Source organism: Acinetobacter sp. ANC 5054 (assembly GCF_002135295.1).
GTDB lineage: Bacteria > Pseudomonadota > Gammaproteobacteria > Pseudomonadales > Moraxellaceae > Acinetobacter.
In genome coordinates this window covers 1-14,976 of record NZ_NEGG01000019.1, presented here as the reverse complement: position 1 = coordinate 14,976, position 14,976 = coordinate 1, and the positions used below count along the sequence as shown (strand labels likewise).

Sequence of the window (14,976 nt, the reverse complement as noted above, 5' to 3'; positions counted from 1 at the left end):
ATAAGATTGAGTAAAACAATGCTGACAACCCAGATTAACCATGGTTGTCACATAGAGTCTTCACCGAAAATTCGGTAAGATATGATGATTAATTTATAAACGAAAAGAGTGTTCATTATGACGGATGCAACTGCTGGCAAAATCCCTCACGTGTTGGTAATTATGGATGGTGTGGGTCATCGCGAAGCGGTCGAGGACAATGCCTTTCTAGCAGCAAAACGACCAAACTTGACTGCAATGCAGGAAAAGCATCCGCATGGTTTGATCTCTGGTTCAGGTGAAGATGTTGGTCTGCCAGATGGTCAAATGGGTAACTCTGAAGTGGGTCATATGAACTTGGGCGCAGGTCGTGTGCTGTATCAAGATTTTACCCGTATTACTAAAGATATTCGTACAGGTGCTTTTTTTGAGCACGAAGTTTTGGTGGATGCAGTCGAGAAAGCCAAAGCTGCTCAAGGTGCGGTACATATCATGGGTCTTCTTTCTCAGGGTGGTGTCCACTCACATGAAGACCATATTGTAGCAATGGCTGAATTGGCACTAAAACGTGGTGCGAAGGTGTATTTGCATGCATTCCTTGATGGTCGTGATACGCCACCAAAAAGCGCGCAACCTTCTTTAGAAAAACTAGATGCTTTATTTGCACAATATCCGGGTCAAGGTCGTATTGCGACGATGATTGGTCGTTATTTTGCAATGGATCGTGACAATCGTTGGGATCGTGTTGAGCAAGCCTATCGCTTATTGACTGAAGGCGAAGCTGTACGTACAGCTGCAACAGCAGTAGAAGGCTTAGAGCTAGCCTATGCGGCAGAAGAGTCAGACGAATTCGTTAAAGCAACACGTATTGGCGAGTTAGCAGCAATTCAAGATGGTGACAGTGTTGTATTTATGAATTTCCGTGCTGACCGCGCACGTGAGATTACTAAAGCATTTGTTGAAAAAGACTTTGCAGGGTTTGAACGTAAAGTTGTGCCAGCACTATCAAAATTTGTGATGTTGACACGTTACCAAGCGACGATTGATGCACCTGTGGCGTACATGCCTGAAGCATTACATAACTCAATTGGTGAATATTTATCGGATTTGGGTAAAACCCAATTACGTATTGCAGAAACTGAAAAGTATGCACACGTGACGTTCTTCTTCAGTGGTGGTCGTGAAGACGAATACTCAGGCGAAAAGCGTATTTTGATTCCATCACCAAACGTTGCCACTTATGACTTAAAACCTGAAATGAGTGCTTATGAAGTGACTGATGAGTTGGTTGCTGCAATTAACTCAGGTGAGTTTGATTTGTTGGTGGTGAACTTTGCGAATGGCGACATGGTGGGACACACTGGCGTATTTAACGCAGCGGTAAAAGCGGTTGAAGCGGTGGATACTTGCTTAGGTCGTGTATATGAAGCAGTCATGGCACAAAAAGGTCACATGCTCATTACAGCGGATCATGGTAATGTGGAACAGATGCAAGATTACCAAAGCGGTCAAGTACATACGCAGCATACCACTGAGCTTGTACCGTTCATTTATGTCGGCCCAACTTCGGCAACGATTGCTGAGGGTGGTGTTTTAGCGGATGTTGCACCAACACTATTAACATTGATGAATGTGCCTGTGCCTACCGAAATGAAAGGTCGTAATCTGATTACACTTCAAGCTTAATATGTAAGGAAAAAAGAATGACTAAAGCACACTGGACGTCAGTTGCAACGATGACCGCGCTCATGTGTGCCAGCCATTCTGTCTGGGGAGCCGACAAGGCGAAGTCGGCTTTCGATGATTTTGATGGGGGCTATGAGCAAAGCTATGCTGAAGTGCCAGTCGAATCTATTCAACAATTTGTACAAATTTATGGCATCGTAAAAGAAAATTATGTCGTTGAAAAAAATGACGATGCTTTATTCCAGCAAGCGATTTCGGGTTTAGTCAGTGGTTTAGACCGCTACTCGCGTTATTTATCTCCTGAAGATTACAAACAATTATTGCAATACACCGAAGGTGATTTGGCCAGCGTCGATTTTAATTTACGTTTTGATCCTGCATCACAGCAATGGGTGATCAGTAATTTAAAAAATGATGCAGACTCAGCCAAGTTAGGGTTAAAAAATGGTGCTGCCGTTTTTAAAATTGATGATCAAGAACTGAAAAAACTCAATCAAGATCAAGTTCGACATTTGTTATCTGGTGCGATAGGTTCAACTGTGAGTTTGCAGTTAATGACTGCCAGTCAGCCGCTCAGTATTGTACGAAATACCAAAATTGAAACCGATATTGAATCCAAATTACTCAATAATCAGGTATTGGTGCTCCATGTCAAAGTGTTCCAACAAGACACTGCGAATGAAATTAAGCGTTTAATTGAAAGTCATTCACCCAAAGTTAAAGCCGTATTATTTGACTTAAGAAATAATCCTGGTGGACTTTTGTCTGCGGCGGTTGAATCTGCCGATTTATTTCTCAATCAAGGTGTGATTGTTTCAACGCGCAGTCGCTCGGAAGGTGACCAACAGTTTCAAGCACTACCGAGTTTTGAGTTTCAAAATTTAAAAGTCGGTATTTTAATTAACAGTCGCTCAGCTTCTGCTGCAGAAGTATTTACCGCCGCAATGAAAGAGCATAAACGCGCTTGGGTAGCGGGTGAAAAAAGTTATGGCAAAGGCGTGGTACAGAAACTATTTCCACTGAGTAATGGTGCAGCGCTGCAGATGACGGTTTCGCAGTATCTCACGCCAAATGGAAAAATGATTGAAGGAATTGGTGTACAACCTGATTTTAATTACCCACTGCAACATGACACACGTGAAGAAAGCTATGTGGAACATGTTGCAGATTTGCTGCTTATGCAAAAATAGTCAGCTTAACCGACTTCTTCATCTTCAGTATCTAGTCCAAATTTCTTCAGGCGATAGCGCAGCGAGCGGAATGACATGCCGAGTTTTTTTGCGGCAAGTGTACGATTCCAATGCGTGATATTCAGTGCGTTGAGCAGAATTTCTTTTTCAATGGTCTCCAAATACAGCTCTAAACCTTCTTCAGGTAGTTTGCGAGAAGACACATTAATTTCTGAAGGACTTGTCGTGTCAACAGCACTATTGTTTAGGGCTGTTTGGGGCTGGATTAACAGATTAGGCTGACGTAGAGGTGAACTTTGTAGATGTTGGACATCAATACTGTCGTCGTCACACAGTGTCATGGCACGTTCAATAATATTGCGTAATTCGCGTACATTGCCAGGATAGTATTGGTTGAGCAGGAAGCTTTTCGCACGTTCAGTTAAGGGCTTCGCTGAAATTTCCCATTCACTGCTGATTCGTTGAATAAAGTGCTGTGCTAGGAGCAGAATGTCCTCATCTCGCTCACGTAAAGCTGGTAAAACCAAATCCATAACATGGATGCGGAAAAATAAATCTTGGCGGAAACGCCCTTGTTGGACTAAGGCTTCTAAGTCTTGGTGACTGGCACTGATGACACGGAAATCGACATCGATTTCACAGTCCGAACCTACAGGGCGAATGCGTTTTTCTTGCACTGCACGTAGAAGTTTCACTTGCATGGCCAATGGTAGCTCTGCAATTTCATCGAGAAACAGACTGCCGCCATGCGCAGATTGAATCAAACCTTGTTTGTCTTGTGTCGCACCACTAAAGCTCCCTTTTTTGTGTCCAAAGAGTTCGCTTTCCATCAGTTCCGTTGGAATGGCGCCACAGTTGATGGCAATGAAAGGCCCTTCGTTGCGGTTACTTAAACGATGCACCAGATTGGCGACAACTTCTTTGCCTGTACCTGATTCACCCGTGATGAATACGGGTGCTTGTGAGCGCGCGACTTTTTTCAAGGTTTTACGCAGTTGTTGAATGGGAAGCGATTGTCCAATCAACATTTTATGTTCTAGACTGTCTTGAATTGGCAGGTCTGTTGCGATCGGTTTATTTAGGGCTTTTTCCAACAATTGTTCAAGATGCTTCGGATTTATGGGCTTGCTGACAAAATCGAATGCACCCGCTTTAAGCGCTGCAATCGCGATTTCCATATTGCCATAAGCGGTAAGTACTGCAACAGGTAGTGAAGGGCAGTGTTCATTAATCCAGTCTAAAAGCTGTAAACCATTGCCATCTGGAAGATTGAGGTCTGTCAGGCAAGCATCATATACATGTTTAGATAAAGCGTGTTTGGCTTGATCAAGACGATGTGCGACATGCGTTTTGACGCCCATGCGTGACAGTGACATTTGCATGAGTGTGCATAAGTCTTCTTCATCATCTACTAATAATACGAGCGGTTGCGAATCCACAGCTTTCCCCAAAATAATTTAAATCACGAATCAATAACAACGTTTTGGCACGAAACCCGAAAACACGCTCCCTGTTTTTGTTCTACATAGGAAAGTTGTGCTTGGTTAGCTTCACAGAAGCTATGTGCAAGATATAATCCTAAACCAGTTCCAGTAATTTCGGTACTAAAAAATGGTTGAAATAGCTGAGCTTGATCTTGAATAGCAACACCTGAACCGAAATCTTGCACATCGATCAGCACTTTTTTCTGTTGAATCCTGACATTGAGTTCAATGTATGAAAATGCAGGGTCATTATGTCGAATTGCATTACGAATCAAATTAATCAAAATTTGCCGCAATTGTGCTTCATCAAAGGCGATGTTGCTGCTTGTATCAATATTTAAACGAATCTGACCCTGTACATCGGGCAGATCTTCTTGAATAAAAATAGGAATAAATTTAGCCAAGTTTAATACGGTCGGGTGCGTTTCTTTATTTCTCACCATATTCAGTGTGTCTTGAATGATGCGATCAATTCGAACGGCTTGGCGCGAAATCATCGTACTGAGCATTTGCTGTTGTTCCGCATCACTGTTCGGCAATAGATCATTGGCATGCACAATTGCGGCTAAAGGGTTACGAATTTCATGTGCAATGCTGGCAGAAAGTTGTCCTAAGGCTGCCAATTTTAATTGCTGAACCTGTTGATTTAAACGTTGCGCATCTTGTAATACCAAGAGGGTGAGCATCTGCTGTGGTACAACTAGTTTTTGCACTAACACCTGAATATGGTAACGACTTTGTTGAGATTCAAATTGAAATTTTTCACCACTTTTGAGATCTTCGAATTTAAGCAGTTCGAATAAATCTGGTTGAGTGGTATAGAGCGGGTATTTATCCTGTTGATACGAGGTTGTCATACCCAATAAATGACATGCTGCTGGGTTACTTAAGACCACATGGCAATTTTCGTCTAAAACCAAATAACCTGTATCAATTTGCTCAAGGATATAACGGTTAATATTCTGCAATCGATGTAGTTCTAACGATTGAGAAAAATTGAGGTTTTCTAAAAGTTGGAATCGTTTTACAGCAATTTGCCCGCTGCCATACACCACACAAAATAAGAAGGCCAAGATGGCGCTGTTGGTGAGGTTCTTGAGTGAAGTGAAATCTAAGATAGAACCTAAAAACAGTTGGTACACTACACAAATCACCGAAATTAAGGTGATCACCAAAGCTTTTTTTGCATCAAGTAATAAAGATGCGGCAAAAATCGTGATCACAAATAGCAGGCTAAGATGTAAGTTGGGTCCGTCCATGGCTAAGGTCAGTAAACTGAGCGCAATGACATCAACCACAAAAAGCATCATCAATTGATCAGGGATATGTACTTTGAAACGACCAAGTGATAAAAATTGAAGACTGGTAAAAAATAAATATGCTGTCAGCACATAAAGATATAGATGTGGATATTCATAATCCGAATTGAGTTGCGGGTAGGTAAGGAGGTAAACCAGCAGCAGACAAGCACTAATGATAAAGCGATAAGCGCTGTACCAGAGTCCCAAATGATACTGGTTCAATTCGGTATGAACTGAACGCTGTGTCATGAAAGTAACAACATGTAATTTTATTAAGGTTTGATTAACCCGTAGCGTATCGCTAAATGTGTAAGTTTGACATCACTGTCAATATTGAGCTTTTCAAAAATACGATAACGGTAAGTGTTGACGGTTTTTACACTGACAAATAATTTATCGGAAATTTCCTGAGCGCTAATACAATTCACCACCATCATCGCTACTTGCATCTCACGTTCTGATAAGGCATCAAAAGGTGACTGCTGAGTGTCGGATAAATATGAACTGGCCAACTGTTCTGCAATATCAGCACTGAAATATTTACCGCCTTGCATGACTTTATTGATTGCACGGACCATTTCAGTAACAGGCGCACCTTTAGTGATATAGCCTTTTGCACCAGCTTTAAGGAGCAAAGAGGGGTAGGGTTCTTCAGCTAAACCACTCACAGCCAATACTTTTGTTTCAGGTGCAGTTTGTAATAAACGACGTGTCGTCTCAACACCACCAATCCCGGGCATATTGACATCTAAAAGCACGACATTGGGATGATGTTGACGTACTAAAGTAATCGCATCTTCGCCAGACTCAGCCTGACCGATCACTTGAACATCGGCATGATCTTCGAGCATACGGCAAATACCAGTACGGACTAATTCGTGGTCATCTACCACTAAAACTGTGATCACCTACACTCTCCCTCAAATCAAATCTATTTTTTTTGTTACATAAAGCAAAATAAGCTTGCAATGAAACGACAAAATTAGCAATCCTATTCTTATATGAAATGAAAAACTTCATACACAATGTGTGAGCAAAAAATGTTCTTAGTTGTGGTAAATGTACGGCATATTGCAGGTCTTAAGCAAATGTTTAGCATCCTGAGTTGAGTGAGTAATGGTGAAAAAATTAAATAAGTCCCTAATGCATATATTAGGCATGTCAGTTTTGTTGAGTATGAGTAGTTTCAGTTCGGCAGAACTTGTCATGAATAGCGGAGCAAATTCGCAGTCAAATATCAGTTGGTCTTCGCAAGATGCAGATCAGTTGCTTAATGGCGACGTATCTTACAATTCTGATGAGCCATCTCCTCAGGGATCGACAAAAGTGACCACATCGGTGCGCAGTGCAAATGGTGTGTCTCAGTCTTCGCCTGCAAAAACTGTACAGATTATTGATACTAATCAATATGTCGGTCAGCCTTCAGTCAATGCACGTGCAGCCTTGGTGATGGATGGTCAAACGGGTGAAGTGCTATACAGTAAAAATAGTAATACTGCGATGCCAATCGCATCGATTACCAAGTTAATGACTGCTGTAGTCATTTCAGATGCGCGATTGAATATGTCGGAAAAGATTACCTTACAACAAGGTGATTTCTCGTGTTCAGGGTGTAAGAGTTCAAGTTCGACGCTTCGTGCAGGTGACAGCATGAATCGTGCTGAAGCACTGTTATTTGCTTTAATGAAATCTGAAAACCCTGCAGCATCTGCATTAGCACGAACTTATCCAGGTGGTCGTTCAGCATTTTATTCTGCAATGAATGCAAAAGCGCGTTCTCTGGGAATGAACTCGACCCACTATATGGAGTCTACAGGCTTGCATCCTGGTAATGTGTCTTCTGCTCGTGACTTGGGAATTTTAGTGAATACAGCATCTCAATATGGTTTGATCCGTCAGTTCTCAACCACACCAAGCTATGATTTTAATTTGGGTTACCGCGTGTTGAAATCAAACAATACCAACGCACTAGTGCGTAATGGTGGTTGGAATATCAATATTTCGAAAACAGGTTATATCAATGAGGCAGGCCGCTGTGTCGTGATGCATACGACTTTAAATAATCGTCCAGCGGTGGTGGTACTACTCGGTGCTGATTCTTCCGCTGCACGTACCAATGACGCCACCCGCTTAATGAATTGGGCGAGTCAGTTGCCTAAACGTATTTAATCATTCAAACACAATGGACGGTGTGCTGCATTGAAATTTACTCAACGTTTCAATGTTGCACAGAAGTTAAACCATAAAAAAAACCCTGCAAATGCAGGGTTTTTTTTATTCAATCAGAATATGAATTACATATTAGATAGAATTGAATCACGAACTTGATCCATAGTTGCATCAATTGACAACATTACCGCGTCTTGGCATTGTTTAATTGCAGTGTCAGGATCTTTTAGACCGTTACCAGTCACAGTACATACGATCACAGAACCTTCAGCAATTTTACCTGCTTTGATGTCACGAATTGCACCACCGATAGAAGCTGCAGATGCAGGTTCTACGAATACACCTTCGTACATTGAAAGTAGACGCTGAGCTTCTAAGATTTCAGCATCTTGAAGTTCATCAAACCAACCTTCAGAGTCACGTACTACAGCTTTTGCATGGTTCCAGCTTTGTGGGTTACCAATACGAATCGCAGTTGCAACAGTTTCTGGGTTCTCAACAGGTGCACCACGTAAGAAAGGCGCAGCGCCAGCAGCTTGGTAACCAACCATAGTTGGAAGACCCGCTGGTTTTGGACCCGTGAATTGATCTGTTTCAGGATCATAAACCACTTGTTCAAATTCTTCTTTCGGCTGATTTGCAACGGCTTCGGTATAACCCATCCAGTGTGCAGTGATGTTACCTGCATTACCAACTGGTAGGCAGTGGTAATCTGGCGCACGACCCAATTCATCCACGATTTCGTAAGCAATAGTTTTTTGACCTTGCAAACGGTATGGGTTGATTGAGTTAACGATGGTTACAGGTGCTTGGTCAGCCACTTCTTTTACCAGACGCATGCCGTCATCGAAGTTACCATGAATTTGCATGGTTACTGCGCCATACATCATTGCTTGTGCCATTTTACCCATTGCAATTTTGCCTTCTGGGATCAACACGAATGCTTTAATGCCTGCACGTGCCGCATAAGCAGCCGCTGCAGCAGAAGTATTCCCTGTAGATGCACAGATAATTGCTTTAGAGCCTGCTTCAACTGCTTTTGTTACAGCCATGGTCATGCCACGGTCTTTAAATGAACCAGTCGGGTTTAAGCCCTCGTACTTCACATAAATTTCAACATTTTTGCCAATAATGCCTGGAATGTTCTCAAGCTTAATCAGTGGCGTATTACCTTCGCCCAAAGAAATTGCGCGAGTAGTTGCAGATACGGGTAAACGGTCGCGATAGCGGTCAACTAAACCAGTATAACGATTGGCATTAGACATGATGATGTTCCAATTGTGTGTAGAGCTTGGCGAGAGGAATGCAAATACTCCCCTCGACCCGATTAATTATCAAGCGATTCTAAACGAATTCGTACAATTTCGCCATGAATGACAGGCAATGCTTGAATTTGTTGAAGGGCTTCATCCATTTTCGATTCTTTGACTGGATCAGTCAAAATGACGATTGGAATAAGGTCTTTTAAGCGTGGTTGTTGCATGATCGCATCAATGCTGATTCCCGCACGGCTTAAAATAGTAGTGACATCTGCAAGAACGCCAGTTTGATCTTCGGCATTAATACGGATGTAGTAACCTGTTGTCATTTCTTCGCGTGGCAGAATTGTCAAATCACTTAAGCTTTCAAAAGCTAATTGTGGAATGGTTCCAGCACCATCTTCAGTGTATGAGATGTCACGAACAATATCGACAACGTCAGCAACGACTGCTGAAGCTGTCGGACCTGCGCCTGCGCCAGCACCGTAATACAGTGTTGGACCAACGGCATTGGCTTGAACCAATACGGCATTTTTCACGCCGTTGACATTAGCAATAAGCTGTTCTTCTGGAATAAGTGTAGGATGAACACGGAGTTCAATACCTGTTGCTGCGCGACGAGCGATACCCAAGTGTTTGATGCGGAAGCCTAAGTCTTCTGCATATTTCACATCTTGAGCAGTGACTTTGCTAATCCCTTCTGTGAATACTTTGTCAAACTGAAGTGGAATACCAAATGCAATTGAAGCCAGCAATGTTAACTTGTGCGCAGCATCGATCCCTTCGACGTCAAAAGTTGGATCTGCTTCGGCATAGCCCAATTCTTGTGCTTCTTTCAGTACATCAGCAAAAGCACGACCTTTTTCACGCATTTCAGTCAGGATGAAGTTACCTGTACCGTTGATGATACCTGCCAGCCAATCAATTTTGTTGGCAGCCAAACCTTCACGCATTACTTTAATAATTGGAATACCACCCGCAACCGCAGCTTCATAGGCGATTTGTACGTGATGATCATCAGCCAATTTAAACAGTTCATTACCGTGTTCAGCTAAAAGCGCTTTATTGGCAGTCACTACTTGTTTGCCATGAATAATCGCTTCACGAATCACTTCATAAGCAGGGTGGATGCCACCCATGACTTCAACCACAACGTCAACATCGGGTTGACGAACGATATCGAGTAAATCAGCACTTTGTTTTACAGAAGCAGGAAGCTCTAAATCAGGACGAGGGCGACGCGTGCCCACATGGGTAATTTCAATTTCACGACCGGTGCGACGTTTAATCTCAGCAGCATTTTCTTTTAGTAGTTTAAGGGCACCACCACCCACAGTACCAAGACCGAGGATTGCCAGACGAACTGGTTTCACGTCACACTCCATTTATTTCATCGTTTCTTTCAGTGAGCTTAGATCATAGCTAAAAAATGCTTGGGACTCTAGGGCAGAAATCACTTTATTCCCACCCATAAAAAACATTCATTTAGCCTATAAAAATTAGTTATTTAAGTGCGCTTTCAAGTTCAGCAGCAGACATATATGCACCAATATGTTTGCCCTCTGCGTTATAAATTGCAGGAGTACCATTCACACCAATATTTAGCCCCATTTCATACATACTACGGACTGGGTTTTTGCATGAAGCAGGTTCAATTTGCTCGCCTGCAATGGCACGGTCAAATGCAGTATGACGGTCTTTACTACACCAAATAGTTTCCATCATTGGCATATGTTGTTCGCCGCGTGGCCATGCGATATAGCGCACTTCAATGCCACGAGCATTGATGTCATTCATTTGCTCATGCAGTTTGTGACAGTATGGGCAGCTGACATCGGTAAAGACATACACGACATGTTTGGTTTTACCTTTGGCTTTGTATACCAAGAGGTCTTCAGTTTTTAACTGTTCAAATAGTTTTTTATTGGTTTCCGCTTGTAGGTTATCACCCACATTAAACAGCTTTTTGTCGCCTATACGGACTAAGTCACCTTGGAAAATGTATTTACCATCTGCTGTTGCATATACAGATGGCATACCTTCAAAGCTCACCCAAAATAGGTTTGGAACTTCAGTTGCTTTTACCCCAAGAACTTTGGCATTGATATTGGCTTTTTGCAGATTGGTCTGCAAAGTTTCAACTAAACGCTGCTGTGCATTACGCTCAGAGAGATTTGATGCTTCACCTGTTGCTGGTGTGCTTGCGGTTAATGTTGAATCTTTCTTTTCGTCATTATTGGAATTTGAGCAAGCGACTAAAGCCATGCTTGCAACAAGTGTCGATGCGAGAAAAATTTTTGAGCGGGTAAATAGCATAAACAACCCTTTTCTTTTAGCTTTATCAAACAGGTGAGTAAGCATAGCAAAAAATACACGGGGCGAGCGTATTTCTTGGTCTGATATTTTTAACCGTTAAGCCCTTGGGTGGAATTCAGCATGTAGTTGTTGCATACGGACTTGGGCGACATGTGTGTAAATTTGTGTGGTCGACAAATCACTATGGCCCAGCAGCATTTGTACCACACGTAAATCTGCCCCGTGGTTCAATAAATGCGTGGCAAAAGCATGGCGTAAAGTATGCGGGGAGAGCTCTGTATGGATACCCGCTTGTAAGGCGTAGCGTTTAATAGCGTACCAAAAATTTTGTCGACTCATGATGCCGCCATGTTGCGTGAGAAAAAGCACATCTGTAGAGGACTTATATAAGCTTGGTCGGGCACTCTCTAGATATTTTTCAATCCATTCACAGGCGACTTGCCCAAGTGGTACAAGGCGTTCTTTGTTGCCCTTACCCGTAATGCGTAAATAACCTTGCTTTAGGTTAATGAGTTCAAGTCTTAAATTTATCAGTTCACTGACGCGTAAACCACAAGCGTACAAAACTTCCAACATCGCACGGTCACGTAATCCTAGAGCGCTGTTGATCTCTGGTGCGTTGATTAAGGCTTCGACATCGGCTTCAGACAAATCTTTGGGTAAGGCACGCCCAAGTTTTGGCGTTTTATGCGTTGCGACAGGATTGTCGCTGCGTAATTTTTGTTCACGTAGAAATTTAAAAAATGAGCGTAGCGCAGAAAGTGAGCGAGCGATTGAACGGGGGCTTTTTCCTTGCTTGGTCAGGCTCAGCAATACATCTGAAATGTCATCACTATTCCAGTCTTGCATGCTCTGAGAATGGCACTCACTGCATTGAATTAAATCAGATAAATAGGCATTTCGAGTATGTGGGCTGACCGTTTGCGCAATTAAATCATCACGGTAGCCCTGTAAAAAACTGAGGTGTTCTGGAATCTGGACTGGGGCAGGGATACGTGGTTTTTTATTTAACATGTGCAGCTCATATTTGAAAACTAAACCAATAAATCACAAAGGTTTAATGCAATGTAATTTAAAAGCACGTGGCTGTCGATGGATGATTGGCAAATGAGAATTGAAATCGAATCTGATTTGGTAATTATTCTCATTTGCTTGTATAATGTTCAAAATTTTTTAGGGTTAGATACGTGCGATTATCTGATTTGAAAGTGAAACAAAGCGCTGTCATTCACAAGGTGCATCGGAACCAAAATGGCAATGATGTTCAGACTGATTTGGTCGCAAGTCGTCTAGAAACATTGGGCTTTGTTCCTGGGACAAAAGTACAGGTGATTACCAAAGGTATTTTTGGTGGTGATCCTATTTTAATTCAGATCGGGTTTACCCGTTTCGCACTCCGTAAGATAGAAGCTGAAAAAGTGGAAATAGCAATGGAAGGGGCATCTGCATGAGTGATGCTTTACGTATTGCCCTTGTTGGTAATCCAAACTGTGGTAAAACCTCATTATTCAACCATTTAACCGGTACGCGTCAAAAAGTTGCTAACTATGCAGGGGTGACGGTTGAGCGTAAAGTTGGTCAATTTACATTGCCTTCAGGCAAGCCTGTGCGTGTGCTGGATTTACCCGGTACATATAGCTTAGATGCGACCAGTCCAGATGAAGCCATTACCCGAGATGTGGTACAAGGCAAAATTGCGGAAGAAGGTGATCAAGACGTATTCTTGTGCGTAGTCGATGCGACCAACTTAAAACTGCACCTCGGCTTAGTCTTGGAAATGATTGAGCTCGGTCGTCCGCTATTACTCGTATTGAACATGATGGATGAAGCACGTCGTCGTGGTATGCAAATCAATACGCAAAAGTTGTCGCAGCGTTTGGGTATTCCAGTCGTTGAAACGGTTGCTGTACGTAATGCAGGCATTGAAAACTTGATGGGCGCTTTAGATGCTGAAACATTTAGAACCCCAAGCAGCGAATTGAGTGATATCAGCTTAAGCGGTTCAAATCATGCCAAGATTGAACAGATCCTCAAAGATGTCGTGGTGTTTGTTAATCATGAAGATAAGCGCTCCGACTTCCTCGATAAAATTTTCCTACATCCTGTCTTTGGTCTGATTAGCCTTGCAGTGATGATGTTTATCATCTTCCAAGCGGTTTTTGCTTGGGCTGCGCCGTTTATGGATGGCATTGAAGCAGGCTTCGGCTGGCTAGGTGAAGTGGTCGGTGAGCATATATCACATCCATTGCTGAATAGTTTGGTGGTTGATGGCATCATTGCGGGTGCCGGTGGTGTTGTGGTGTTCTTGCCACAAATTATTATCCTGTTCTTCTTCATTTTAGTGCTTGAAGAATCAGGTTATTTACCACGTGCTGCATTCTTGCTGGATAAATTGATGTTTAAAGCCGGGCTTAGTGGTCGAGCTTTCATCCCATTACTCTCAAGTTTTGCCTGTGCAATTCCGGGCATCATGGCAACACGTAGTATTAGTGATCCACGTGATCGTCTCACCACGATTTTAGTGGCACCTTTAATGACCTGTTCAGCTCGTCTACCTGTGTACGCCTTGCTGATCTCAGCATTTATTCCAGAACAAACTGTTTGGGGTTTTCTAAACCTACAAGGTTTGGTGCTGTTTGCGTTATATGCAGCTGGGATCGTGAGTGCTCTTTTAGTTGCAACAGTGATTAAACTCTTCCAAAAAGATAAATCTCAGCATGCGCTTTTGATGGAATTGCCAAGTTATCGTTTCCCTGACATTAAGAGTGTTTGGATTGGTTTATTAGACCGTGCCAAAATTTTCTTAAAACGTGTCGGTGGCATTATCTTTGCCTTGTCTATTTTGCTGTGGTTCTTGTGTACCTTCCCACAACCGCCAGAAGGGGCAACTTTACCTGACATTGATTATTCATTGGCGGGCATGCTAGGTCATGTACTGCAACCGATCTTTGCACCGCTTGGTTTTAACTGGCAGATTTGTATCGCTTTAATTCCAGCTATGGCGGCACGTGAAGTTGTGGTTGCAGCATTAGGTACGGTATATGCCTTATCCGCGACAGATGATGATGCGATGTCTCAAGGCTTAGCGAACTTGATCAGCAGTGATGGTTCATTGGGTTGGTCGTTGGCGACGGGTTTATCTCTCTTGGTGTGGTTTATTTACGCACCGCATTGCTTAGCAACATTGGCAACAGTGAAACGTGAAACAGGTTCATTGAAAACCGTGAGCTTTATGACCATTTATTTATTTGGTTTGGCTTATTTGATGTCCTTTATTACCTATCAAATCGCTTCATATTACTTTGGATAATTTTACCGCAGAGGTAAAAGGAGACTGAAATGATTGAAATTTTAATTGTGGCTGCCCTAGTGATCTGGAGTGCTGTCGTGGTGTTTAAGAAAGTTTTTCCAAAAACATCGAACTCAGTCTTTAGTTCTCTATCTGAAAGCTGTGCACGCCAAGGTTGGAATGGCTTAGCCAAGTGGTTAAAGCCGAAAATGGCCGCAGGTTGTGCAGGCGGTTGTGGTTGTTCTACTGAGGATAAGCCCACGGCTAAAAAGGCTGAAGTCCAAGCTGTAAAATGGAAATAAG

The 14,976-nt window shown here is 42.6% G+C and carries 12 protein-coding genes and 2 pseudogenes; 6 read left to right on the top strand and 8 right to left on the bottom strand.

The annotated features are described in order from the left end of the window. Positions 1-117 precede the first annotated feature (117 nt). Both gpmI and B9T33_RS15615 read left to right on the top strand, forming a co-directional pair. Positions 118-1,665 carry a 2,3-bisphosphoglycerate-independent phosphoglycerate mutase gene (gene gpmI / locus B9T33_RS15620; RefSeq protein ID WP_086179812.1) on the top strand — a complete coding sequence of 516 codons (1,548 nt, stop codon included), beginning with the start codon at positions 118-120 and terminating at the stop codon, positions 1,663-1,665. 17 nt (positions 1,666-1,682) lie between these two features. Next, complete coding sequence (locus B9T33_RS15615; protein ID WP_086179811.1) at positions 1,683-2,855, top strand: S41 family peptidase; 1,173 nt, start codon at positions 1,683-1,685, stop codon at positions 2,853-2,855. 5 nt (positions 2,856-2,860) lie between these two features. Here B9T33_RS15615 and B9T33_RS16695 read toward each other — a convergent pair. The 4 genes and pseudogenes from B9T33_RS16695 to B9T33_RS15600 all read right to left on the bottom strand — a co-directional run. Further along, a pseudogene (locus tag B9T33_RS16695) lies at positions 2,861-3,049 on the bottom strand (helix-turn-helix domain-containing protein); the annotation flags it as partial. Between the two features lie 80 nt (positions 3,050-3,129). Beyond that, positions 3,130-4,294, bottom strand: a pseudogene (locus B9T33_RS15610) (sigma-54-dependent transcriptional regulator); the annotation flags it as partial. 23 nt (positions 4,295-4,317) lie between these two features. Next, positions 4,318-5,889 (bottom strand): sensor histidine kinase, encoded by a 1,572-nt coding sequence (locus B9T33_RS15605; RefSeq protein WP_086179809.1) that lies wholly within the window; start codon positions 5,887-5,889, stop codon positions 4,318-4,320. 23 nt (positions 5,890-5,912) lie between these two features. Then, complete coding sequence (locus B9T33_RS15600) at positions 5,913-6,548, bottom strand: response regulator (RefSeq protein ID WP_086179808.1); 636 nt, start codon at positions 6,546-6,548, stop codon at positions 5,913-5,915. A 211-nt stretch (positions 6,549-6,759) separates the two neighbouring features. Between B9T33_RS15600 and B9T33_RS15595 the strand changes: the two genes are divergently transcribed. Beyond that, positions 6,760-7,809: a D-alanyl-D-alanine carboxypeptidase family protein gene (locus tag B9T33_RS15595; RefSeq protein WP_143224025.1), complete on the top strand. Its 1,050-nt coding sequence runs from the start codon at positions 6,760-6,762 to the stop codon at positions 7,807-7,809. Between the two features lie 125 nt (positions 7,810-7,934). Here B9T33_RS15595 and thrC read toward each other — a convergent pair whose 3' ends face one another. The 4 genes from thrC to xerD all read right to left on the bottom strand — a co-directional run bounded on the left by thrC (position 7,935) and on the right by xerD (position 12,398). After that, positions 7,935-9,074 (bottom strand): threonine synthase, encoded by a 1,140-nt coding sequence (thrC, locus tag B9T33_RS15590; protein WP_086179806.1) that lies wholly within the window; start codon positions 9,072-9,074, stop codon positions 7,935-7,937. Positions 9,075-9,136: 62 nt separating this feature from the next. Beyond that, positions 9,137-10,441, bottom strand: a complete 1,305-nt coding sequence (locus B9T33_RS15585; protein ID WP_086179851.1) for a homoserine dehydrogenase — start codon at positions 10,439-10,441, stop codon at positions 9,137-9,139. Positions 10,442-10,571: 130 nt separating this feature from the next. Then, positions 10,572-11,384 carry a DsbC family protein gene (locus B9T33_RS15580; RefSeq protein ID WP_086179805.1) on the bottom strand — a complete coding sequence of 271 codons (813 nt, stop codon included), beginning with the start codon at positions 11,382-11,384 and terminating at the stop codon, positions 10,572-10,574. A 96-nt stretch (positions 11,385-11,480) separates the two neighbouring features. Further along, a complete protein-coding gene (gene xerD, locus B9T33_RS15575) occupies positions 11,481-12,398 on the bottom strand; it encodes a site-specific tyrosine recombinase XerD (protein ID WP_086179804.1) in 918 nt (305 codons plus the stop codon). A 173-nt stretch (positions 12,399-12,571) separates the two neighbouring features. Between xerD and B9T33_RS15570 the strand changes: the two genes are divergently transcribed. The 3 genes from B9T33_RS15570 to B9T33_RS15560 are packed head-to-tail and all read left to right on the top strand — an operon-like array spanning position 12,572 to position 14,975. Next, entirely contained in the window at positions 12,572-12,835 is a 264-nt protein-coding gene (locus B9T33_RS15570) for a FeoA family protein (RefSeq protein ID WP_086179803.1), read from the top strand. Continuing rightward, positions 12,832-14,694, top strand: a complete 1,863-nt coding sequence (gene feoB / locus B9T33_RS15565; protein ID WP_086179802.1) for a ferrous iron transporter B — start codon at positions 12,832-12,834, stop codon at positions 14,692-14,694. The genes B9T33_RS15570 and feoB overlap by 4 nt, the downstream gene beginning before the upstream one ends. Positions 14,695-14,723: 29 nt before the next feature. Beyond that, positions 14,724-14,975: a DUF6587 family protein gene (locus B9T33_RS15560; RefSeq protein WP_086179801.1), complete on the top strand. Its 252-nt coding sequence runs from the start codon at positions 14,724-14,726 to the stop codon at positions 14,973-14,975. The last annotated feature ends 1 nt before the right edge of the window (position 14,976 follow it).

Excerpts from the sequence above, each read along its gene's own strand:
- thrC (WP_086179806.1), bottom strand. The coding sequence starts at position 9,074 with ATGTCTAATGCCAATCGTTATACTGGTTTAGTTGACCGCTATCGCGAC.
- B9T33_RS15560 (WP_086179801.1), top strand. The coding sequence starts at position 14,724 with ATGATTGAAATTTTAATTGTGGCTGCCCTAGTGATCTGGAGTGCTGTC.
- B9T33_RS15605 (WP_086179809.1), bottom strand. The coding sequence starts at position 5,889 with ATGACACAGCGTTCAGTTCATACCGAATTGAACCAGTATCATTTGGGA.
- B9T33_RS15580 (WP_086179805.1), bottom strand. The coding sequence starts at position 11,384 with ATGCTATTTACCCGCTCAAAAATTTTTCTCGCATCGACACTTGTTGCA.
- B9T33_RS15615 (WP_086179811.1), top strand. The coding sequence starts at position 1,683 with ATGACTAAAGCACACTGGACGTCAGTTGCAACGATGACCGCGCTCATG.
- xerD (WP_086179804.1), bottom strand. The coding sequence starts at position 12,398 with ATGTTAAATAAAAAACCACGTATCCCTGCCCCAGTCCAGATTCCAGAA.
- feoB (WP_086179802.1), top strand. The coding sequence starts at position 12,832 with ATGAGTGATGCTTTACGTATTGCCCTTGTTGGTAATCCAAACTGTGGT.
- gpmI (WP_086179812.1), top strand. The coding sequence starts at position 118 with ATGACGGATGCAACTGCTGGCAAAATCCCTCACGTGTTGGTAATTATG.